The sequence below is a fragment of the Tahibacter aquaticus genome (assembly GCF_004363655.1).
Classification (GTDB): domain Bacteria; phylum Pseudomonadota; class Gammaproteobacteria; order Xanthomonadales; family Rhodanobacteraceae; genus Tahibacter; species Tahibacter aquaticus.
In genome coordinates this window covers 417454-439863 of sequence record NZ_SNZH01000003.1, presented here as the reverse complement: position 1 = coordinate 439863, position 22410 = coordinate 417454, and the positions used below count along the sequence as shown (strand labels likewise).

At 61.1% G+C, this 22410-nt stretch carries 17 protein-coding genes; 13 read left to right on the top strand and 4 right to left on the bottom strand.

What is annotated here, in order from left to right:
* The first annotated feature begins 62 nt into the window (after window positions 1-62).
* From DFR29_RS07300 to DFR29_RS07290, 3 genes are all read left to right on the top strand, one after another.
* Window positions 63-362 (top strand): hypothetical protein, encoded by a 300-nt coding sequence (locus DFR29_RS07300; protein ID WP_133817927.1) that lies wholly within the window; start codon window positions 63-65, stop codon window positions 360-362.
* Window positions 359-1228: a 4Fe-4S cluster-binding domain-containing protein gene (locus tag DFR29_RS07295; protein ID WP_243745979.1), complete on the top strand. Its 870-nt coding sequence runs from the start codon at window positions 359-361 to the stop codon at window positions 1226-1228. Before DFR29_RS07300 ends, DFR29_RS07295 begins: the two co-directional genes overlap by 4 nt.
* A 413-nt stretch (window positions 1229-1641) precedes the next feature.
* Window positions 1642-4254: a hypothetical protein gene (locus DFR29_RS07290; protein WP_133817926.1), complete on the top strand. Its 2613-nt coding sequence runs from the start codon at window positions 1642-1644 to the stop codon at window positions 4252-4254.
* 350 nt (window positions 4255-4604) lie between these two features.
* Here DFR29_RS07290 and DFR29_RS07285 read toward each other — a convergent pair whose 3' ends face one another.
* On the bottom strand, window positions 4605-5642 hold the full coding sequence (locus DFR29_RS07285) for a TauD/TfdA family dioxygenase (RefSeq protein WP_133817925.1): 1038 nt from the start codon (window positions 5640-5642) through the stop codon (window positions 4605-4607).
* 701 nt (window positions 5643-6343) lie between these two features.
* Window positions 6344-6928 carry an ankyrin repeat domain-containing protein gene (locus tag DFR29_RS07280; protein WP_133817924.1) on the bottom strand — a complete coding sequence of 195 codons (585 nt, stop codon included), beginning with the start codon at window positions 6926-6928 and terminating at the stop codon, window positions 6344-6346.
* Between the two features lie 243 nt (window positions 6929-7171).
* On the opposite strand from DFR29_RS07280, the gene DFR29_RS07275 reads away from it, so the two are divergent.
* Window positions 7172-8149, top strand: a complete 978-nt coding sequence (locus tag DFR29_RS07275) for a hypothetical protein (RefSeq protein ID WP_133817923.1) — start codon at window positions 7172-7174, stop codon at window positions 8147-8149.
* A gap of 349 nt (window positions 8150-8498) precedes the next feature.
* The gene (locus DFR29_RS07270) at window positions 8499-8912 is read left to right on the top strand and encodes a hypothetical protein (protein WP_208113527.1); all 414 of its coding nucleotides are present in this window, start codon (window positions 8499-8501) and stop codon (window positions 8910-8912) included.
* 311 nt (window positions 8913-9223) lie between these two features.
* On the opposite strand, the gene DFR29_RS07265 is transcribed toward DFR29_RS07270, so the two are convergent.
* The gene (locus DFR29_RS07265) at window positions 9224-11398 is read right to left on the bottom strand and encodes an NHL domain-containing protein (protein ID WP_166653939.1); all 2175 of its coding nucleotides are present in this window, start codon (window positions 11396-11398) and stop codon (window positions 9224-9226) included.
* A 704-nt stretch (window positions 11399-12102) separates the two neighbouring features.
* Here DFR29_RS07265 and DFR29_RS07260 point away from each other — a divergent pair.
* From DFR29_RS07260 to DFR29_RS07235, 6 genes are all read left to right on the top strand, one after another.
* The gene (locus tag DFR29_RS07260) at window positions 12103-12483 is read left to right on the top strand and encodes an RCC1 domain-containing protein (protein WP_243745984.1); all 381 of its coding nucleotides are present in this window, start codon (window positions 12103-12105) and stop codon (window positions 12481-12483) included.
* Between the two features lie 787 nt (window positions 12484-13270).
* A complete protein-coding gene (locus DFR29_RS07255) occupies window positions 13271-13894 on the top strand; it encodes an RNA polymerase sigma factor (RefSeq protein WP_166653938.1) in 624 nt (207 codons plus the stop codon).
* On the top strand, window positions 13891-14535 hold the full coding sequence (locus tag DFR29_RS07250) for a hypothetical protein (protein ID WP_133817918.1): 645 nt from the start codon (window positions 13891-13893) through the stop codon (window positions 14533-14535). Before DFR29_RS07255 ends, DFR29_RS07250 begins: the two co-directional genes overlap by 4 nt.
* A 328-nt stretch (window positions 14536-14863) precedes the next feature.
* The gene (locus DFR29_RS07245; protein ID WP_166653937.1) at window positions 14864-17968 is read left to right on the top strand and encodes a CHAT domain-containing protein; all 3105 of its coding nucleotides are present in this window, start codon (window positions 14864-14866) and stop codon (window positions 17966-17968) included.
* Between the two features lie 17 nt (window positions 17969-17985).
* The gene (locus DFR29_RS07240; RefSeq protein ID WP_133817916.1) at window positions 17986-18402 is read left to right on the top strand and encodes a hypothetical protein; all 417 of its coding nucleotides are present in this window, start codon (window positions 17986-17988) and stop codon (window positions 18400-18402) included.
* A 63-nt stretch (window positions 18403-18465) separates the two neighbouring features.
* On the top strand, window positions 18466-19791 hold the full coding sequence (locus DFR29_RS07235; protein WP_133817915.1) for a hypothetical protein: 1326 nt from the start codon (window positions 18466-18468) through the stop codon (window positions 19789-19791).
* Window positions 19792-19806: 15 nt separating this feature from the next.
* On the opposite strand, the gene DFR29_RS07230 is transcribed toward DFR29_RS07235, so the two are convergent.
* Entirely contained in the window at window positions 19807-20076 is a 270-nt protein-coding gene (locus DFR29_RS07230; RefSeq protein WP_133817914.1) for a hypothetical protein, read from the bottom strand.
* Window positions 20077-20343: 267 nt separating this feature from the next.
* Between DFR29_RS07230 and DFR29_RS07225 the strand changes: the two genes are divergently transcribed.
* Together DFR29_RS07225 and DFR29_RS07220 are read left to right on the top strand one after the other, a co-directional pair.
* A complete protein-coding gene (locus DFR29_RS07225) occupies window positions 20344-20895 on the top strand; it encodes a hypothetical protein (RefSeq protein WP_133817913.1) in 552 nt (183 codons plus the stop codon).
* A 30-nt stretch (window positions 20896-20925) separates the two neighbouring features.
* Complete coding sequence (locus DFR29_RS07220) at window positions 20926-22251, top strand: hypothetical protein (RefSeq protein WP_133817912.1); 1326 nt, start codon at window positions 20926-20928, stop codon at window positions 22249-22251.
* The last annotated feature ends 159 nt before the right edge of the window (window positions 22252-22410 follow it).

The following is a 22410-nucleotide window of genomic DNA, read 5'->3' as shown; positions in this document are numbered from 1 at the left end:
TGCGTGGTTGGATACCTTTTCCCGACGTGGTACGTTGAGCGCGCTTGCACAGGGGGACTGGCGTGAGCATCAACGAACTTCGAATCACGTTTCAGCATCGTGAAGCCGATCATTCGGTCGTGCAGCGGACAACACACCGCTTTTCCGGGCGATACGCCGTGTCCGTCGAGAATGGAGGCGACGCATTCCTAGTGTGTTTAGCGGGTTCCATCGACGGGCCTCAGCAACTCGAGCGCGAGTTCTGGGCAGCGCTCCTCGACGACATACTCCGTATGCGGATCGAGAACGAAACCGCGCCGCTGCGGCGCCTCATCGTTGAAGCCGCCCTGCGCTCTGCCTTGCGCGAGCCGGACATCGCGTGAAGTTCCGCCCGATGGAAGCCTTCCAGCCAGCCGCTGGCAGCGGTTACCGCCTGCTGCCGTTCCGATTCGGCCGACTACCCACCCACCCCAACGAAATCCTGGTCGCCGGCGACAGCGGCCGCTTCACATTCCTGACTGAAAGCGACTTCTCTGCCTTCGCAGACCACCGCCTGGATCCTGCATCCGAGCTTGCCGTGAACTTGGAAGGCCGCGACCTCGTCCATCGGGGCGACGGCCCAATACCGCTCGACCGCCACGCCATTGCTTGGCGCACCCGGAAAGCCTTCGTGTTCGAGGGACCGACGCTCCAAATTTTTGTGGTTTCGCTGCGCTGCCACCACAGTTGCAGCTACTGCCAAGTATCGCGCCAGGCCGAGGACGACACCAGCTTCGACATGGACGACGCCACGGCTCAAGCATCGGTCGACCGCCTGTTCGAAACACCGGCGCGCCGGCTCACGGTTGAATTTCAGGGCGGGGAGCCACTGCTCGCGTTCGGCCGCATCCGCAGCATTGTGGAAGACATCACCGCGCGCAACCAAGCAGGGCATCGTTCCATCACGTTTGTGCTGGCCTCCACCCTGCACGGCATCACAGCCGAGCAGCTGGCATTCTTCCGTGAGCACCGCTTCGAACTGTCGACATCGCTCGATGGGCCGGAAACGCTCCACAACCCCAACCGCCCGCTACCGTCGCGAGACAGCCCCGCGCACGCCACGGTCGGTGTTGCGGCGGCTCATGGCAGAACGCCACGCCCTCGCAACGTACCCCACACGCAGCATCGCGATCGACAGACGTCCGTGTGGGCCAATGCCAATTCTCAAAATCAAGTTCCAATGTGGCACTTCAGTTCAGAAGCCACCTAGGACACTTCCTGCAACCAATTCAATAACAAAACTTTCTAAGAAGCGACTGCAACCACATGCATCCAGCAGAGATCATACGCGCCACGCATTCACTGGCAAAGCACTACTGGCGAGTGGAAAGAGGGCTAGACCGCGCTTCTTTCGAGAGGTTGGTACAGCCAGAGATCGACGTTTTGACACCGACCGACTACTCGCGCCTGACAAAAGATGGAACGTGCACAAAAAAACTTATGACAGCGATATGCAGGCCCGCCGTCCTGGAGCGCATCGAAAGCGCGCTGGACTACCCGGGTCTATTTCAGTGCAAGTCCGCGACGGAGATTGAGAAGCTAATCAACGAGCGATCTTACGTTAGTCATCCTAGTCCTTCGACTTCGCGATCTTCAGACTGCGTCATAATTCCAGCAACGGAGATGACAGAAGCAGCGCAGTTGAGCGCAAGAGAAGAAAAAGCGATAAAGCACCTTCTCTTCATGGCGATGAGCGCAGAACACAACGTCCTGTGTCTGGCTGACCCGCCGCCGGGTGCATCATTCCTCGCGTACGCTCTGGCGACAAGCCAATTGTCACGCCAAGAAATCCGCTCTGCGTTCATGATCCTGCCGCATTCGGGAATGGTCGACGAATACCTCACGTCCAGCGAGCCCCTAACCTACGATCAGCCGTTCGAGCAAGCCCTACTTGTGGTCGCCGAACGCCTGGGTCTTTCAGGGCGCCCATCGGCGGGCGCCTTACTAAACGCACTGTCTGTATCAAGCAGTGTTCTCATAGTGCTCGCTGCTAAGTCAATTCCAGAACGAGCCCTTGGTGGCTCTAGCTACATCCGAGACTTACTGGACGCAGCGTGCCGCCCCGCTTTTCGTCGCCAGCCAGGAAGCCCGGTACCAGTAATACTTGTGGGACAGCCGCCGGGAGAACTACGCGCACGGCGGCTAAAGTACTTGACGAACTTAAAGGAAGGCCTCGCCTTCCCGGCGAAACCGAGTCGCGAGCGAAGCGTTTTCTTTGAGTCCCAGCTGAAGCGGTTCGGGGAATTTCGAGGCGCGACGCCGGCCGGCGCACCAGAAAACGCGCGTATTAAACAGGCCAAAGGCCACTTCAACGCAGACAATAGCTATGTCGTATTTCCGAGCACGCTACGCATGCTGGGCTTCCTCGCTTCAAACGACACAAACTTAAGTAACTTCGATCCGACATCCGGATGGCTGCGACAGTCTGGAATGGCGCCGTCCGCGCTTCCCGTCGATGTCGGACTTCATCTATTCGAGGTCATCGCGCATGCGCGAGCTATTAAGGAAGGCGGTAAGCGAAACCCATCGCTGCGGGCGCTTCGTTGGTGTAGCACGGCGCTCTATTGGCTTACGGAAGACGCGGCAGAAGACTTAGGTCGCCTGCTCCCGCGTACGAATCTCGAGAGTTTTCGTACTGCGATCAAAACATTTGATGAGCACATCGACCTTGAGCAACACGAAAACGAGCGGTCGCCTGCATACAAAATGGACATGGCACTTCGCGGAGTTGTCCAGAATAGGTGGGCCAATCGCGACGCGTTCGGCAGAGCGACCGTCCATCATCGAATTGCACTCCGCCTATTCGAGTCAAGTCACAGTAAAGAATTGCTCAGTGCGGAGTACCCTTTTCGTCCTCATTGGGGTCGCTCTAGAATGCATTTCCTCGCTGAGTGTCTTCGGCACCTTGTCAGGTCTTGCGAACAGGCGCCGAGGACGGATGCTGATCGGGGCAACATTAGCGAGGATCTTGATGAGTTTCCAAAGCCCCCATTCGGACAAAATGGCAAGTGGCGTCCGCGATATGCAGCAGATGTCATTAACTACTGTTTTGGTCAGATCTACTGGTTGCAGCTCAACGCCAACAGGGTCACTGGCACTATCCACAATCGAAAGCTATCCCGCCAGCATGGGGCATACCATCTCACCGCTGAACTCCTCCAACTGATGAGCGAAGACGGGATACTAGGAAAGCCTCATTGGGCACTGCATCCTGTTTACGTCCAGCGCTATCTGCGCGAAGTCGCGTATGCGCAACTGGACCTCGGTGAGCTCCAGGCGGCGAAGACTAGCTTCGAAATGCTCATCGAAGCATGGCGTTGCGAACATCGAGACCCCGCAGAAGGAATCGCCTTCAAACTCGACCTCATAATTGCTTTGTCTGCGATGAATGATCTTGCTGCTGCACGCAAAACCCTCGAAGAAGTGCGAGCGGAGTTTGGCACGCTTCCTTCAGAAGGCGGAAACTCCTTCGCGCGCCGCAGCCGTATCAGAATCAAGACCAGGGTGGACGCACGCGAAGCGCAGCTTAGGTACCTCGAAGGCGACCTTGATGGCGCACTGCAAGCGTGCATGAGGATCGAGACCGTCAATCCCGGCGCTATTGGCCGGGATGTGGCGCATACGTACATCGCTACGTTGGGCGCTCTCGGGGGCGCGGACCGACTCACACGTGCAACGGCCATCTGCGTCAGAAACGTATTTGACAACACGACGCGCGGCCTTCATCACGAAGCACTCGGTTTCCGAGTTGCTCTGGGGCATGCATTCCGAAAGCTCGGGATGCTCGATGTTGCCGAGGTTGTACTTGACCAAGTGTATAACGACGTTCAGCTCTACGGATGCTCAGAACGCACCTATCTAGCGCTGCTACTTGAGGCTGGACGGATTGTTTTCGCCCAGCGCCGTTTAGCTAGAGCTTACGCCGCCTATTTGCGCCCTTGCTTTGATCGGGCGAGGTCCAGAGGCTATGTCCGCCACACCGAGATTTCGCGACGCTACGCACGAATGTGCCTAGAGAAAATGCTGGTCGAAGCGGCTGAAAGCTCGCATTCCCTTTCGGAGGGCACACTGAGCGTAGAACTCCATGGCAGGGGCGGCATTCAGCCAAATGATGGCTCCACTGTTGACCTCGATCCGAGTATCCCGTTTGACACCTTCGCATCGGATGACTGGGTTGCCAGACTTTGTTCCGTAGAGGGCTTGCAGGCGGAACTGGACCAGATACGCCGACTGTAAAGTGCGGTCTCGCCTACTATTTGGCAGACCAGATGTATTGCCGCGCAGATCTTCAACTCACCATCGATTGTGATCTCCGCTGGGTATGCTGAAGGCCCGATATAGTAGTGATCGGCCTGCACTGTGAACGGGTTGATGACATGTCGCAGAGCTCGGTGTAAGTGGCGCGGTTGACGGCGATACTGAATTTGATAGAGCCGGCGTGTCCGAACCCCGGCTGCGGTCGATCGGCGAAAATCCGCTGTCGAGCATGCAATAGACCAAGCATAGACCGGCCCTCGACGAGAGTTAACGGTTTCCTCGGGTACCACGCCTGATGTGGCGCCCGAGGTCTCCTGGGTTTCAACGCCTTACCGACCGACCCGCTCCTGTACCAGTGATCGCTGCCGACGCTCTCCGGATCTCCGCCAGGGGTCATATGCCACCATCGCGCGTAGCAAGAGACGATCGCGACCGTCATAGTTCGCGCGGAAATCCGAACGACCATGGCAAGCGCGCCGGTTGTCGATGAGAAGCATATCGCCCGGACGCATAACAACTCCAAGGGAAGCGTTTTCAACTGCCCTGTTCAATGCCATCAACGCCTTGATGGCTAGTTCATCGTTCGGGTCAGCGGCACGCATTAGGTCTGTATCAATGAGAATTCCGGGGTCCGTATCGCTTCCGTAGATCGGTGAGACCGTCGGATCGTGATCGGAATTCGTGGACCCTCCGAAAGACGCGTCGACGCCGGTCTTGAAGCGCGGTTGGCGGAGTATTCCAATCTGAGAGTCGCTTAGATGCGCAAGAACCTTTCCAGCGCATGCGAATGTCGTTACAGCAGCGCCGCCAGGATCCGCGCGGAGGCAAAGCAACACCAGAACGTCGGGGCGGTTGGGATCGAACGCGGTTTCGGAATGAAACTGCAATCGTACGCCAGAGCTTGCTGACGTCTGGGCATCGCGTTCTTCTGGTACTGGATAAAGACGCTGAATCACGCGCCCCTGAGCTTCACCGCGGAATCCGAGAACAACGCCGAGCGCCATGCCAACCGTCGCGAGAGCCATCTCCGCGACCGGCAATTCGATCTCGGTGCCACGCGATGTGGGAGTCCGCGGCAAGGGGTTGTCTAGTGGAGCTTCGGTAAGCAGCAACGTGCCTTCGTCCCCGCCCCACAGTTTGAATCCAGCCAGGGCCGCGTGAACCGCCCTGGGAAGCTCTGTGGCCAACTCTGCGGCTAGCGTGGAGAACGCGATAGGATCGCGATCACTTCGCGGCGCCAGACGCGCTGTCGCGGCCGCTCGGATAGCCCGCGTGGCCGGTGCCATTGAAACTCGGCCGGTCGCGCGGTTCGCGTCTGCACGGGTTTCACGAGAACCATTGCGATGCTTGCGAAATTCGAAGCTCATACGAATCCCCTCCACGGAAATCACCAGTTGGAACTAAGAAACCGCTACTTGGAATTTCCCTTTCCTCGCCTTCCGTGTTGGAATGATGGCGCACTTGTGAATCGTTGCAATCGAAACTAATCGTAGCGAGTTGCGGAATTTCAGGTTGAAACTCTGTTCTCTTGCAACATGGCGTGCGTTCCCAGCAGACAAATTTCAAACGCGGCAGCAGTCCCGGCTGAGGTTGGTCGCGCAAAGCGCGAGCGCAACACAAACTTGCGAGTGCGCGCGTGCCGCACTTGGAGCCGGACGGTTCGGGCAGCTCGGTCAAGGAAGCCAGCGATGACGCGTTTTTCGGTTAAGTGCGCAGAACTAATGGCGGATGCGCGTTAATAGGTCGCTACCTGAGCGATCATGGCGCTCTCGAACGGCCCGTTCGTCATTCGGCACGTCACCCACGGCGCTGCCCCACTCTCGCGAGAAGCATCCGGCGCTGATCATCAACATCGCCAGAGTCGAGTCCGAGCGTCAGGCCATGCGGCAGAAAAAACCGTACCGCCTCGATCGCTGCGTAGGGCGGCAAGTTGCAGATGGCTCAGCAGCGCGGTTTTTCGAGCCCATCAGTGGTACCGGTACGCTGAATGGCTGGGCGGGCTGCAGACCCTGTTCCAGGCCACGTCGATACGAACGAACGGCCGGTCGGGCCGCCAGGAAGCGTCGAGCTAAGCGGTCAAGAACGTACGCAACTTCCGGGGACGCTGCGCGAACATCTCGGCGCAACTGAGCAGCTTCCAAAATAACGGGTTCGGCTCGGTCATGCCCATGGCAATGTCGAAGGGGGTTTCACCCGCTTCCTTGACCGCGTGCCTCGACGCCCCGGCGCGCAGCAGCACCGCCACGACCTCGTCCGCTCCCAGCCGAACGGCCAGGTGCAGCGCGGTGTCCCCCTCCTTCAAACAGCGCAGCACGTCCCTCGCCGGGTTCGGATCCTCCGTCACGCCGCAATCCTCCAACCGCCTAACCTTGTCCTCGACCGCAACCGTCTCGACGTTGTAGACCCATCGAACGGATCCGTTGTAGGGCACGTCGATCCAGGTGCCCTTCGGGGCTTGGGCGAGCAACGCCACGAGCGCATCGGGCTGCTCGTAGACCGCCGAAGCGTAGGTCAGCGGAAACAGCACGCTGAGGTGATCGTCCCCGGTGATCGAAACACGGTCGACCGCGAGGTTCCCCATTACCGCCAAGGGGTCCGGCGGTTCCGGTTGCGACGAGCCGTCGCGGTTGAGCGGTTCATCCGTGAGGTGCATGCGATGTTTTCCCAGGAACCCGAAACCCGATTGGTTCGGACCCAGCCAACCAGATTTTGCGATGCTGTCAAGACGCGTGGCAACGGCCCATCGACGGCGCAATCGCACGGACCGTCGAACCCTAACCCCGACGGCAAGCGAGCATGCGGAGGCTTAGCCCCGACGAGGCCACAGCGCTGAGAGGATTGGGCTCAGCGAGGCAGTAGCTGATGGACCGAAACGGAACAGGGGAAATTGATGCGAATGGCGTCGTTGTTGTTTGTAGCGGCGGTTGCCGCCGGTCTGTGCGCTTGCGATGGGTCGGACAAGCCGGTTGGAAAAAGCGACGCCGGCCGGCCGCAGGCAGGTACGGCACGCGCCCCCGCTGCCGTGGCCACGCCGGAACAAGTAGCGCAGGAGATGCGCGGTGGTGTGGACTGCAAGGCTTCGCCGCCCGCCCCGACGTTGGATGCAACCGCGCCCGTCGACGACGTCGTGGGCGTTGTGCCGGGCGCCCGCTACGACGACGCAGCCAAGCGCGTGATGTGCACCAACCCCCTTGTCGTACTGGAACCGGACAGCCGAGCGCAGTTCGTGATCGAGCCGCACGGCGCAAAATATCGGTTCGGTTTCGCGGCGCGCTTTGCACAGGCGCGAGCCCCGCTGACGCAAGCCGAGCAGATGGAGAAGATGCGCGCCGAGTCGTCGGCACAGCAATCGTTCAGCCGCGTGAGGGACGTGCTTCCGGGCCAAGCGAAATGGCACGTTGCCGCGATGGGTATGCCTGGTGACGAACAGGTGCTGAGCGTTTACCGTGAGGAATGGTTCGAGCTGGAGCGCCAGCCACCGGTTGCCGCGGTTGCCGACTTGTTGATCGCGAAGTACGGCCCACCGACCACGCGGTCACAACTGGGGAGCGATCTTCGGTTGGTGTGGGCCTACGACACCCTGGGCCGGCGGATTACGGAAACCTCACCGCTGTACCGCCAATGCGAGTTGCACGCGGTGTTGAACGCGCGCCTCACCGTTTCGCCCGACTGCGGCGCCACCGTGGCCGCTTCCATCGAGCCGTTGTCGAGCAACGCCGGCGTGGCGGAGCATCTGCGCGTCCGCTCGCTCAACCAAGCGTTCGCCTACGAGCGGATCAAGGCCACAGAGCTTGCTTTTCAACAGCAGGGCGCCGCGCAGCGCGCCGAAGAAGTGAAGGAAGCGAGCAAGAACGCGAAGGGGCCGACCCTATGAACACCGTACGGATTTCGTTCTGCCTCGTCCTGGCGGTGCTGGGCGCGCTCGCCGTGACCGGCTGCGGCTCCCGTGGACCGGAGCCTGCGCCCGCTGGCGCTGCGTCCGGAAAGAGCGAAGCGGCGGCTCAGGTGGCGCCTGGGTCCGGCGCCGCCTCGGCGCCGCCAAGCAGCCCGCCCCCCCGGCGGGGCGGCGCCGCTTTCGGGCCGCAAGGGCGAGCTGGTGGCGCCCAAGGAATCCGACTTGGTTTTCCTGTACTACGACGTGGCCGGCATCCCGGCACCGATCGACCAGTGGGGTGGAAAGCGACCCGCGCTTGAGCGGGGCGACGGCGCCGGACAAGGCGAGCGTGCGTGCGACGATCCGCGCGGAGCTCTTATCTGCAGCCGAAGCGGTGCGCGAGGTTGGGTCCATACGCCTTTCTATCCATGACGCCGGTCTCAGCGCCTACGACCCTACCTACGGTGAGTTCACCATCCGCGCGCTCTCCCCGAGTTCAACCTTCCCATTCGAAGCATTTACGCAAAAAATTACGGTGAAGCTGGACAACGGCAGCACCGCGCAGATGTGGAAGGCGACGCCGGAAGAGGCGCGGGTCGTCAGGGACAAGCTCGGAAACTACGGCGGTGCGACGCTTGACGTTGAGCTGGTAGTAACTGGCGCCGTTCCCGGGCCGCGAGGAGGCACACTGACCGCTCGGGCAGTGGGCTACGAGTTGAGAGCCAAGGGCTCAGGCGCCACGCTGGTGCGGGCTCGCTTGTAGCGCGATGGTGCCAACTGTTGCCTGGTTACTGGTGGAGCATTCGACCGAAGGAACGGTGGGGCGCTAGCATAGACAGTCGCCTGTTCACGACAGGATCGATGTGGAAAACCGAGTGGGAAGCCGCTGGCTTGCTTCTTATGCGCGGATCGACCCCCATTCAGTTATTCCAGAGTGACTGGGCTGGTCTGCTCGCCGGCGTAGGCCTCGGTATGAAGTTGGCTCGTGGTATGAGCGCCTAGACGATGGAGCTCGTCGGCGCCGCAGCCACAGACTCCGATCGGTAACGCCGCACTTAACCCGTCCCCCTTCGATCAGTTCCTGGGATCGAATCCGTCCTTAAAGATTTCGCCAAACAACACCTTCCGCACAACGTTGTTCGAAGAGTCTGCGACGTATAGGTCGCCTGGCGAGTTCACGGCCAGACCGTAAGGCCAATAAACTCTTGCCAACGTCGCCTGCCCGCCGTCACCCGAGTATCCAAAGTCAGCGCCTCCAACGACGGTCGTTATCGTGCCGCTGGCGCTGACCTTGCGGATCATTCCTGCAAAATCTGCAATGTAAAGATTTCCCACTGCGTCTATTGCGATCCCATGCGGCGAAAGGAAGCTGGCATTTGTCGCCGCACCACCGTCGCCATCACTTCCGACGGCACCTCCTCCACCGGCGACGGTCGCAATCGTTCCGCCCGCACCAATTTTGCGTACACGACCGTGGTAAAAATCGAGCACGTGGAGATTGCCGCCTGGATCCAGCGCCAATGCGGTGGGCCAGAGGGCTGCGCTCGTTGCCGGACCGCCATCGCCTATTCCGTCCGGTGGACTTCCTCCACCCGCTACAGTGGTGATAGTACCGTTGGTGGACACCTTTCGAACACGGAGATTCAGCGAGTCAGCAATGTAAATGTTGCCCGTGGCGCTGATGACGACTCCGGACGGACTTGATAGTGCTGCGCTCGTTGCCGGACCGCCGTCACCGAGACCGTCGGGGGGGCTTCCGCCGCCGGCTATCGTCGTAATCACGTTGCTCGTGTTGACCTTGCGGATACGGTTGTTGGCCGTATCAGCGATATACAGATTGCCGACGGCATCTACCGCCACGGCAGCGGGCCAGAAGAGCCTTGCGTTTGTTGCGGCCCCCCCGTCTCCGGAATACCCGCCATATGCACCGAAACCGCTGGTTTGCATGTAGCCATTTCCAGCGACAGTCGAAATCGTGCCGTGAATATCAACTTTGCGGATGACATGGTTGTAGGTATCGGCAATGTAGAGATTGCCCGCGGCGTCGGTGCCTACGCCTGTGGGCTTGCTGAGTCGAGCGCTCGTGGCCGCACCACCGTTGCCCGAATACCCAAACGACCCGATTCCGGCGATGGTGGTTGCCAGTCCTGCCGCGTCCACCCGACGCACGACCGCGCTGACAGAATCAACGATATACAGATTCCCTGAAGCGTCCACGACGGCGCCAGCTGGGTTGAGATCCATGCTCGTCGCGGCACCGCTGTAATCCGTATGTCCGTATCCGGCAGTGTCTCCCGAGCCGCTGCCGGCAACAGTCCCAATCATCCCCGTCGCGTTGATCTTACGAACACGCTTGTTGCCCGTATCCACGACGAAGAAGTTTCCGTTTGCGCCGACGGTTACCGCGGTCGGCGAGCTGATCCCCGCATTCGTTGCCGCGCCGCCGTCGCCAAAAAAGCCGTCGACGCCGATCCCGACCACCGTGGTGATGGTGCCCTGCGGGTTGATCTTGCGAATGCGGTGGTTTCCTGTATCGGCAACGTAGAGGCTGCCGGCGCTATCGCGCGCCAAGCCTGATGGCCAATAGAGGGTCGCACTGGTGGCTGGGCCGCCATCACCTGAATAGCCTGGGCCTGCGAAGTTGAAGAGGCTGCCGACTATCGTGGTAATGATGCCGACGGCATCGATCTTTCTGACGACGTTCATCCCGTGATCGGCGACGTATACGTTGCCCGCGCCATCCACGGCCACGCCACTCAGGACATTGAGTGCCGCATTCGTCGCCGGCCCACCGTCACTGAACAAGTTGGGGCCGCCCCCGGCCAGAGTTGTGATGGTCCCATGAGTATCGACCTTCCGAACTCGGAAATTTTTTGAATCGGCAATATAGAGATTTCCCGCAAGGTCCACGGCTACGGCGGCGGGTTGGTTGAGCGCCGCGCTTGTGGCCCGACCGCCGTCGCCTGAGAAACCAAGGGCTCCGTTGCCAGCCACGGTCGTGACGGTGCCGTGGATGTCGACTTTGCGGATGCGGCTACCGTAGGAATCGGCGATGAAGAGATTGCCTGCCGAGTCCAGAGCCGCACCGGTGGGTGAGCTAAATTGCGCATTCCTGGCCGGGCCACTATCCCCAGTGCCGCTGCCTGCCACCGTGGCAATAGTCTGGGCGCATACGACCGATCCTGCCCCAGCTACTCCCAATATTGCGCAGCCAAGGATCGTTCGGAGACAAGCGAAACGAATCCACATAGATGCATTTCCAGGTTGACCAGCTGGCAGGCGTATGAGCATTCAAAAACCCCACTTCGTCGATTCTATGCCCGTGACACAGTTGAGCTCGCGAGATCGCTCCAGTCGCTTTAATTCTTCTCGCCACGCAACCAAACGCTTTGATGCAGACGGACGCATTCAAATGCGGGCTGGGCTTTGACGCGTAGCCGTAGGCGTCCGAACTTTCGCACCGCTGCGATGGAAGAACGAACCATTCTATGGCTGAAGCGAGTGTGCACGTCAACGGCGTGGCTGTTCACCGCGCCGAACACCTTATGCACGTCACCGAATTCGTTGGCCGGGGCGGTCGATACCGCCGGGTGGTCCTGGCCCCAGGCTGCGCATGTCGCCGAACACCCGTGATCAACGCTTGCCAATGTGCTGATCAGATCATTTCGCACTGGCTGATCACGACGTCCCGAAACATGCAACCGGGCACAAGCCGGGGTTTCCTTCACGCCACCAGGGGCGCCGCTTGCCAAGAGGTACTCCTCCGAAGGGAGAGTCAGCTCTTGCCGACCCGATCTTAGGCTGCATCCAAGGAGCGCCGCGGTTCCTCAGACTGTCCGTCATCACAGCCTTTTGGAGCTCGGCGTTCGCGGTGATCGACGCCGACCCGCCGCCCTCGCTGAGAGGTCGAGCGCGATCGTTACAGTGAGGTTGTGGAGCAGGCGTTGCTTGTGATGCTCGACATCTTAGCGGAACGGATCGTCAGCAGCGGCGTGACCCAGTTAGCCGGAGGTAGGGCCCACAACTGCGCGCTGCGCAATACGCAAAAATTCTTCTGCTGGGGCTTCAACGGCAGCTCGCAGATCGGCGACGGTGCCACGGTCACACGCCTTCAACCAGTCCTCGCCAGCAATGTCAGCGGAACCATTCGGAGCCTCGCCCTGGGTGGCGACAGCAGCTGCGCGGTACTCGCTGGCGGCGAGGGCATCTGCTGGGGCAACAACGACTATGGCCGGCTGGGCAACGGCAGCATGACCGCGTCGTTGGCGGTTCCACAGCCCATCACCCAATGGCTGCTCGACGATCTGATCTTTCGGGATGATTTCGAGGACTGAGGAACCCTATCCGGCGGCGGCGCGGCCGCAGGAACACGATCGACGCAGCTCAATGACGATCAAACGGGGAGCTTAGCGATTTACCGTACGAGATCTTGTTGGGCCGCTGCTGTCCTGTGTTTTCTGCGAGGGCTGCCTGGCTGATGGAATTAGCGATGCTGCTTGCGTGTCGCGAAGTATGCGCCACGCGCGCTCTACAGGTGGCCTCTTGGACGGGGTCAGCGTCGCGTAGACGTCGACGTCGACCCAAGCGGCGTGAAGATCCTGCAAACGGATGCCGGCGATTTGCCGAAGCCCCGACGATCGATTGCGTGCAGCGCGCTCGCGCAACAGTTGCATGTCGCCCTCGAGCAAACCCAACGCGTAGTTCGTCCGCTCACGTTGTGCGAGAGCGTCGGCTTTCCGGCCGCAACCGACTTGGCCTTCCAATTTTCTCGGCGACCGGGACGCTCCGACGAACCTCAGATCCGACTCAAGACGGCTGCCTTCCAAATTGTTTCCGTGCGTGATTCACGGCTAAGTCGGTACCGGGTGCTACTGCGGCAAAGTGGTGACTGCCTGCGACATCACCTATGGACGGGCCAGCCGCGCATCCCACAGGCGACACTGCGCTGCAATGCAGCATATTTCAACGTGAACTATTCTTAATTTTTCGTTATGCTTGATATTATAGAAAGCACGTGCGGCGAGACAGCAAAACGCACCCTGTACGATGCACCTAGCGCGTTTTCTAGACCGTTTCAATCAAGAAACCTGTGCGCGACGCGGGTTCGCCAGGGGTAGTCAAATGGAAGGTGGCGCTGACGGCAGGGAGGAAACCCACGCATCTGCGGTTGAGATCTCGGAATCCGACGCGGTGGCGCGCTTGCCTGGCGTCCGCGCGCTGATCCTGCGCATGACGCACGATCCCACACTCACCAACGATCTAACCCAAGACGTGCTGATCGCAGTGATGCTGGCTATCCGTGAAGGCCGTCTACGTCAGCCCGCGGCACTCGCTGCGTACATGCATCAATGCGCACGCCACATGGTCTACGCCGCCAACCGCAAGGTACAGCCGATCCCCCTCGATACCCTGCCCGAGCAGGATTCGGTTGGGGTGGAACGACCGCGCACACCTTTGGAACTCTGTGAAGAGGACGAATTGCGTCGGATAGCGCACGAAGTGCTCGCCGAACTACCGGCCCAGCGCGACCGGGACCTACTGACGGGCTTCTACATTGATGGCGTCGACAAGATCGACCTCATGCAGCGGCTGCAACTGACGGCCGAGCACTTTGACAAAGTAATTTTTCGCGCCCGAACGAGAATGCGTGACCGACTTCGAGAGAAAATGCTGGAAAACCGCAGCAAGATGAGAGAAACGGCATCGCCTACTCTCCCATTCAACGGCAGATCGAGGTCCGAATGATTTCTGCGCTCGACAATCACCTCCTGCGCACCTACCTGGACGGTGAGATGGACGAGGCCGCCACCGAGGCGTTCGAAGTCCTGATGATCGAACGCCCGGAGCTGGCCGAGTTGGTCGACGCCGATACGGCCTTACGGATGGCTCTCGGATCCTCAGACGCCGCGTTGCCAGCGCAGGGTTCCGCCGTATTCACGACGCCAGTCGATACGGCGGCTCCGTCGCCCAAACTCGGACGCACGCGCAGACCGCATTGGTTTCCTCTGCTCGCTGCGGCCAGCGTGCTCTTGGCCGTGGGCATGGGTCTTGGTCGACTGTGGGTACCGCAATCGACAGGACTGGTTCCGACCACCCTATTTTCCGTTGATCGTATACGTGGCAGCGATCGTGAGGTTAGAAAGCTGCGTGTTCCGGTCGAAGGGCAGATCGTGCTCAGCGTGCCCGTGACGACCGAGTCCAGCTGTATCTCGCTGGTACGTGTCTCCCAGTCCGGTATCGTGCTGGAAGCGCTAGCGTCTCCGGACGACTACGGCTTCGCCAACTTCAGCGTGCCGGCTACCCGTCTCGCACCGGGCAATTTGGAGGTCAGCGTCGCGTGCGACGGACAGGTGCGTGCTAGCTACACCGTCGAACTCGTGCACTAGCGACTGGCTGCCAAGATTCTAGCACACGCCTTCCGCCAGAACCCCAGACCGCAACCGAGCGCACAAAGCATACTTAAATGGACGACGACGTTCAGTAGCCCGTCGCCGACTACAGATCGAGGAGCCCGCGGCGTTCGGGTGCTCTGCAGACAAAGCCGGACGGTAGGCCGCGTACGCTTTAGGAACGATCGTCTACGACACCCGATCTTCTTGTGCCAAAGTACACCAGTCCGTGCCAGTCCAGACTGACTGGCTGTCCGAGGGGGCGTCGATGGCGATAAGCAGAAGCGAGGCGTGCCCTGAGGCGTCGCCGCTGGCGCGCGCTGCAATGGCGTTGGCGTTGCTGGTGTTTACTATAATGCCGGTGCTGACGACGTTCGCCGAGGCAGCCGAACACCCCGTACTGAGCGCCGGCAGTCGCGTTGCGCGTAGCGTGCCAGGCGACAGTGAAGACCGACTCCTCATCGATGCAGCGGCCGGACCGTTGGTGGTCGTGGTCGAGCAGCGGGGCATCGACGTTGTTGTGCGCTGCGACAAGGACGCGCACGATCGCAACTCGCCCTCAGGACCGTGGTCTTCAGAAATCGTGGTCGTCGCAGAGCGCTGCCTGCTGACGGTGCGCGCACGCAGTTTGGGTGCGCCGACGCTGGACTATCGCGCGCGCGCGTTCGCGCTCGAAAGCGACGAAGGTAAACGTTGGCCTCGGGTGATCTGGGAACAGTGGGCTCAGGCGTACTACGACAGCGGTGCAGACGACGCGGCAAGCTTGGCGCGTGCACTCGCGAAGCTGCGCGAAGTTGAGCGCGTCGTTGCGGCGCGCGGCAGCACCGAAGAGCTGCGCTTTCTGCAGTTCGGGAACGCCGTGTTGTTACGTCGAATGGACAAGCACGAGGAAGCGCTTGCAGCCTACGACACGCTCATGCGCGGCCTCGATCCGCAGAGCCACACCGAATGGCTGACCCGTGCGAACAACGGCAAGGGCCTATCGTTGCGCGAGCTCGATCGCCTCGACGAAGCCGATCGGGCCTTCGCCGACGCCGTGCGCTACGGCCGCGATCGCAAAGACCCTTACGAATGGGTTTCGGCCAAGAACAACCGCTGCCTGGTCCTGCACAGCTACGGCAAGCTGGCTGCAGCTCGGGATTGTTATATCGCGGTGATTCCGGAATTCAGGACGTATGCGCCCAACCATGTAGCAGCGCCCATGCTGAATCTAGCGGCGGCGGCCGATACGCTGGGTGAACCGAACCTGGCGCTCAAGAACTACCGCGCAGCTCTGGAACTGCGCCGGGGCAGCAAGGACCGCAGCAACGTGGGGCTGGTACTGCTCAATCTCGCCAACTACGAATCGAAGATCGGTGCCTGGCCCGATGCGCTGGAACACAGCCTCGAAGCGCAGCAGATCTTCGAGGCGCTGGGCGACCGCCTGCGCACGGTTTATGTGCTCAATTTACGCGGACTGATCTACAGCGAACTGCGCGAGCCGGCACGAGCGCGCGAATACCTCGAACAGGCAGTCCGAGTTGCCCAAGAGAGCGGAGATCGCGGTGCCATAGCGCGCGCGCGATCGGCCCTGGCACTGATCGAAACCGATGACCGAGCCGCGGCGGCGGCGCACCGGGAAGTCGCCGAGTACTACGTCGAGATCGGACGCAACGGCGTGGCAGGACAGGAGTGGATGCTGCTGGCCGAACGTCTTGATGCGCTCGGCGACACCGCCGGTCGCGATGCCGCACTTGCTGCGTGCGAAGCGCAGCTCAAGATCAACGCCGGACGCTCGTACCAGGCGCGCGTAGCGACGCTTCGAGGCCGCGTGGCGCTGCGAACGGGTGATCTGGTGCAGGCCCGCCATTACGCGCAGCAAGCCATCGAATGGCGCAGCCAGACGCGCGAGATTGACGGTTTGTCGGCCGCACGCCTGCTCCTGGCACGCATCGCACGCCGCGCCGGCGACGACGACGCGGCATTGACTGAAATCGAACGCGCGCTCGGCGAACTGCAGCGCGGAGAGCGTGTACCCAGCAGTCCTGTGCTTGCGGCCAACCTTTACGACCGCCGCATCGAGCTGCTGGACGAGGCCATGGAGATTCTCCTTGGCCGCGATGTGGTCAGGGATGCAGCCCTGCAACAGGCCTGGACGCTCAAATGGAAGTACGCCCGCGCCCCGGATGCAACGGCGAAGGCCCCGGTCGCTGCGGGCGAAGTTGAACTGCTCGACGAGCTACGCGCCAAGGTCATGCAGCTGTCGGGCAAGCAGAACACGGGCAGCTCGGTAGCAAGAACAACACCGCCTGATGTGCTGACGGGCATCGCCCAGCGCGTTGAGGTGATCGAGTCGCAGCTCGATGCGCGGCGGGCACACGGTGCCGAATCGGCGCGTCCAGCGCTTGGACTGGCCGAGATAAGGGCGTCACTGGGGCCCGACGATGTGGTCGTGGGCCTGAGCCTTGGCGCGCGAGCGAGTGGCGCCTGGGTGAGCACAGCGACGGCGACGCGCTGGGTCACGCTGCCGGGACGGGCTGAACTGATTGCACCGATCAAGGACGTCGTGAGCCGGCAGGACCGATCGTCGTTCGAACAGCTGTCGACGGTTCTGGCCCCGCTGCTTATAGCCGTGGGGCACAGCCGGCGCGTGCTGATCGTGCCGGACGGGCCGTCCTACCTGATCCCGTTTGCGGCGCTGCGCAAACCCGACGGCGAACTCTGGGTTGAGCACAGCAGCATCGAGCTGCTGAGCAGGCCCCCGTCGCTCCCCTCGCAGTTACTGCCGGCCGGTCTGGCTCCGGAGTTCCCGGTGGTGGTCTGGGGGAGTGAGGCCGGTGGCAGGTTCGAAGTTGCACAGCAAGGAGGAGATCCCATCTTCCGCTCTGGCATCGTTCTGGCCGACTTGCCGGCCGTGTCGGTGGAAATGCGATCGATGAAACGCGTGCTCGGCGGCCGTCGCGTTTTCAGTGGAGATCCCCGCGCGGTGGCGTCGCCTTCAAGCACTGCGCAATGGATGCTGCACGTGGCCGGACATGGTATTGCCAGCGGCATGCATCCTTACGCGGCCGCACTCGCGTTGCCTGCGTCGGTGCCCGGCAGTTTCACGTTCGTGACCGGCCACTCGTTGCAGTTCGGCGATCGTCCGCCCACGGTGGTGTTCGTCAACGTCTGCGAAGGATTATCGGGACGGCTGTTCGAAACGCAGCCGCCTACGTCGCTGGCCAGCCTCTTCCTGCAGGTGGGCGCTAGCGCCGTGATCGCTGCGTCGTGGCCTATCGACGACAGCCGAGCGGCGCGCTTCGCCGAGCAGGTGTATTCGGAACTCGACAGGTCCCCGGTCGATCTTGGCGAGGCCGTTGCGCGAGCGCAGCGCGAGGCATTGCGCAGCGGTGGAACGCGCCACATGCGCAATTGGGCAGGGTATTCCGTCCTTCGCACAGGGGGGTGAGAGGAAGCCCATTGCCCATGCACTCTGAAATTGCCGCGCTTATGCGGCGATTCAGCGATGAGAAGACCATGAGCATTCTTGGCGAATGGAAGATCAGCAGTTCGGTCGCGGTTGACGATGGAGTCGTGGAACCGACTCCCGATGGAGTCGTGGAACAAGTCGACGATCTGGTCAGGATCGAGGAGCGGAATCCCCCGGTCAACCCACGCAGAGCGCGTTACACGTGCATCCGGGGCGGAATGGTCGAGTTCAGCGGGGACCTCGATCTCAATGCTGCCGGCGATGAAGTCTCCGGCACGTTCACGGACGGAGCCCGTTACACGATCAGAGCCGAGCTGAAAATCGCCGGCGGCGATGAAACGATCTCCGGCCTTACTACTCGCAAGGGAGCGTCCGAAAGCAGCACCGGCCAGTGGGATGGCAAACGCCCCTAAGGGATCGGCGTGGCTTACCGCATCGACCTGAGGTTTTGGCTTTCAGCCTTGAGGGGAATTTCCATGATTTTTTATCCGGAGGACCGGCTGACACCGGTCAACATCGTCGTGTTCATCGAACCGAACGCAGCGGACGGTGAGTACTCGTTCAACGCGCTGCTCGATACTGTGCGCAACTGGCGCGGGTTCGGCTACCGTTTCCAGGTCGATGTGCACGTGTACCGCCCCGGTTTGATCAACGAAGACCTGATCGGTAACGCCGATGAACTCTGGTTCTTCGGCACAGCGTTGTGCGACGGTCAAGAACCGACGGTAAAACTCACGCGAGAGGAATCCGCGCTGATCCAGGTGCGCATGGACATGGGGGTCGGCGTCTTCGCTACCGGCGACCACGTAGCGATCGGTTCCGGTCTGTGCGGGGAGCTTCCCCCGAGGGCAGCGAACATGCGCACGTGGAGCGGCGTGCGGGCGCCGACAGAGCAACGCCCGATGAACATCGAATCGACCATTCGATCGGCGGACCGCGATCTGTACAGCCGCGGGCAACACGCCGCAGACGGACGCGAGGACCGAGATGACTTCGATGCCCTGCCGAAGCCCATCTGGGTGCTCCATGAGCCCAACAGCTCCCCACATGAACTGCTGCAGCTGCCAGTCAAGGGCAGCCGGAAGACGGCGATCCGGTTTTTGCCGGACCACGCGCACGAAGGCAAGCTCCACGATTACGCTGCTTCGGTAGGCAGTGAGCTGGCTGCATTGGCAGCCGAATACCGTTCAGGACCGATGCCGCGCATCGTTGCGCGCTCGGCTTGCTCCGTCTTCAACAGCGAAAACAACCCGATCGACTGCGCCTCGTACCCCGTCGTGTCGGCGTACGAAGCTCCAGCGGACTCGCCTTGGGGCAACATCGTGGTCGACTCGACTTTTCACCACTGGACGGACGAGAACGCCGTGCGCCTGCGCTTCACGCCGGCTTGGTTGCATGTTGAGCAGTATGCGATCAACGTCGCCAACTGGCTCATGGGCGCGGCCGGCCGTCAGAAAGTGTTCCAGTCGGTCGTCGAATACATACGCGAAACGGGGGAAGACGGCGCCCGAGTAATCCAGCTGCTGGGAAACAGTCAGGATAAGGATGCACTGTCGTACCTGTGGGAGAGTATCGGCAAGCGCATGGGCGAACAGCGCGTCGTTGCCGACACGCTCGAGCGCATCCTGCTTGGTGGCGTGGTAAGCGCCAGTCCGGACACTGTCGAACGGTTTCTCGCGCAAATCGGCAACGAGCACGTTGATCCGGTAGCCGTCCAACGCTTGGACGACGCGAACAAGCAGCGCCTCGTGCTAGGGCTGGAATTCGCGAAGATCCGTCTTAGCGCAATTGCAGAGAAGTAGACGAGCGAGCAGCGCTCATCTGGACGAGGCGCTGCTCGCTCCAGGCCGGCTCAGATCGAGCCGCCGGGCGCCCGCTACCATCCGGGGCACTCGGCCGCGCTGCAGCGTGCGCGGCATCCAGTTACATCCGCATTCAATGCAGGTCCGCTTGACCGCGTTTCCACTCTTTTCGTGCTGGCGCCGCGCTGCCGCATTGGCCAGCGTGGCGCCAAAACGGGCTACGACGAACAACTCGCCGGCGAATTCGTCGATGCGGTGTTGACCGCTGAGAGCGATCGAAAGCATGTTTGCGCCGAAAAACCTAGCCGCCCGCCTGCAGGCTTTCGAGCAACGCGGCGCGGGCCGCAAACCGATTTCGTCCAGAATCCGGCGCGCTGACCTTGCTGAACAAGCTTGGCGGATCAGCCTGACGAGGATGCATCGGCAAATAGTCAGAGGGTGAGAGGAGTGACGGCTCAACGCCACTGTTTTCTTCGGAAGACTTTTCAAATCCGACCGATTGGCTGCCGAAGCCGACACGCGAATTCGTTCCGCATACCGATGGAGTCCATCATGCCGCGCAAGCCAAATCATCAAAATACTGCATCCACCGCCAAACCAGCCGCACGTACGAAAAAGACCGCGAGCAGCAAGTCCGGCCGTGCTTCGACGAAAAAGTCAACGGAAATGACTGCTTCCACTAGCCACCTAGTTGCAGCCAACACCGCCGTGAACAGTGGCGGCGTCTTTTCCATGCTTCATGTTCTGGCAACTGTTCATGCGCTCACGGCTGATACGGCCGCAGTGCCTGCCTCGACGCTGACGTGGGAGGAGCAGTTCGCGCAAGACAAGGCGATCCTTTCCAGCATGGCGACCCGCCTCAAAAAGGGCTGGCCCCATGTCTTCGAAAAAGTCGCCCTGAACGGAACGTTCAAGAAAGACTACGGCATGGACCTTCTCTCCTTCGAGATCTTTATCGCTGGCGTTCGGGACGATCTCGCAAACTCGGTTCCGCCCTACCGGTTTGACCCGGCTAAAAAGATTGGAGGCCTGGACCTCTACCAGCGCAACTTCACACGCAACGGATTCGACACCGCGGCGGACATCAGCACGAACATTGAGTAGCAACGGTCGTGATTCTTTAGGGGAGCTGATATGACTCGAATCACGCGCATTTTTTTTGCAACCCTGATCGTCGGCCTAAGCATGGATGCGGCAGCTGAGATCAATCCCAAGCTCATCTGCGAGAAGGAAGTTGCCAGCAAGCCGCTTCTCGCAACCGGCATGCTCGAGGACGCGGAGGTGAACCCGCTGCTGATCGCATGGGCGGGCGGTGCTCACCCCGAATGGGCTCTCAACGCTGCCGCTTACGTCATCGAACTCGGCCCAAAGCTCTGCGAGGAAGCGTCGCTTCCCGCCGGTCTACGCGCGTTGTGCGAGAAGGAAAGTGGAAAATTGAACAGTGCACGAATGCGCTTCGTCACCCTGAGCATTGGACTGCTCCCGCCTTTCACGATCGAAAAAACCATGGAGGGCAAATCGCCAAGCGAAGTGTTCGCCTTGGCCAGCCCGGAAATCGGGTGCAAGCCGCCCGAAACACCTCCGCCGCCTGCGGTGGTGGACAAAACGGAGCGTGGATCCGGGCTGGGCGCGCTGTCGTTCCGGGTTCGCGGGAAAGCGGACGACCTCTACATCGACCGCAATCGACAACCTCAAGGCGCAGACGCGTTCTCACCGGTCGAGAAGGCAACGCTGTCGCTGACCCAGGACGACGGCAAAGGCAAACGGACCCGGGTTGTCTCCGGCGTGGTAGGTGTTGCCATCCCCGTCGGCGACCGTCCCCTGGTCCCGCTGAAGGGCTGGTCGGGCCGAATGGAGCTGGTTCCCTACTGGGGTATACGCAGCAACATCACCAAGGCGGAAAAATCGCTGCCCAAAGTTGACAAGAACGAGCGCGAAGTGGGCATCGCCTTCGAAGGAACGGCGTGGTCCAAGTCCATGGGCTACTGGTGGAGCATCCGGCCGCAGGAACTGTGGGATGTAAGCAAAGACAGTCGTCTGTTCACGACATCGCTGATGTGGAAACCCCTACTCCCTCAGCGAATCAACGCCCCCATCAATCCTGGCGGCGACGTTCAGTACCAGGTCCTGCTGGACGTTCGCTTCAACCATGGCAACTACACCGACCGCGGCCTGCTCAAGCCCGAAGAAAGCCGAGACTACGAACGGCTGGGCGGCCAAGTGGGCTTTTCTATGAGTGGGGGTGGTGAGAATTACCCTTGGACGTGGACCACGAAAGAGACATGGTTCTACGCGCTCAGCGGCCCCTACCGCTCGATCGGCCAGTTCTCCTCCGTGTTCTCCTACACGTTCGACAAGGCCAAGCTCGTCGGTATTGATCTGTCCTACACCACCGGCCGCGACGGCATCACGGGCGAGAACGAAAAATTGTGGAGAGCGGCGCTGGGCTTCCGCTACTAGCATTAACATCGGCGGCGAGCGCATCTGCGAATGGCGTCTGGTGCCGTGCTAGCCGCCCGCTGCCTCCGGCGAAATTGGGCCGATGGAATCCACGCGAGCGCGCGAGGTTCTGGGCGGTTAGCCGGGAAGCTCTACCGCGTCGTAGGCGAGGCTGAATCG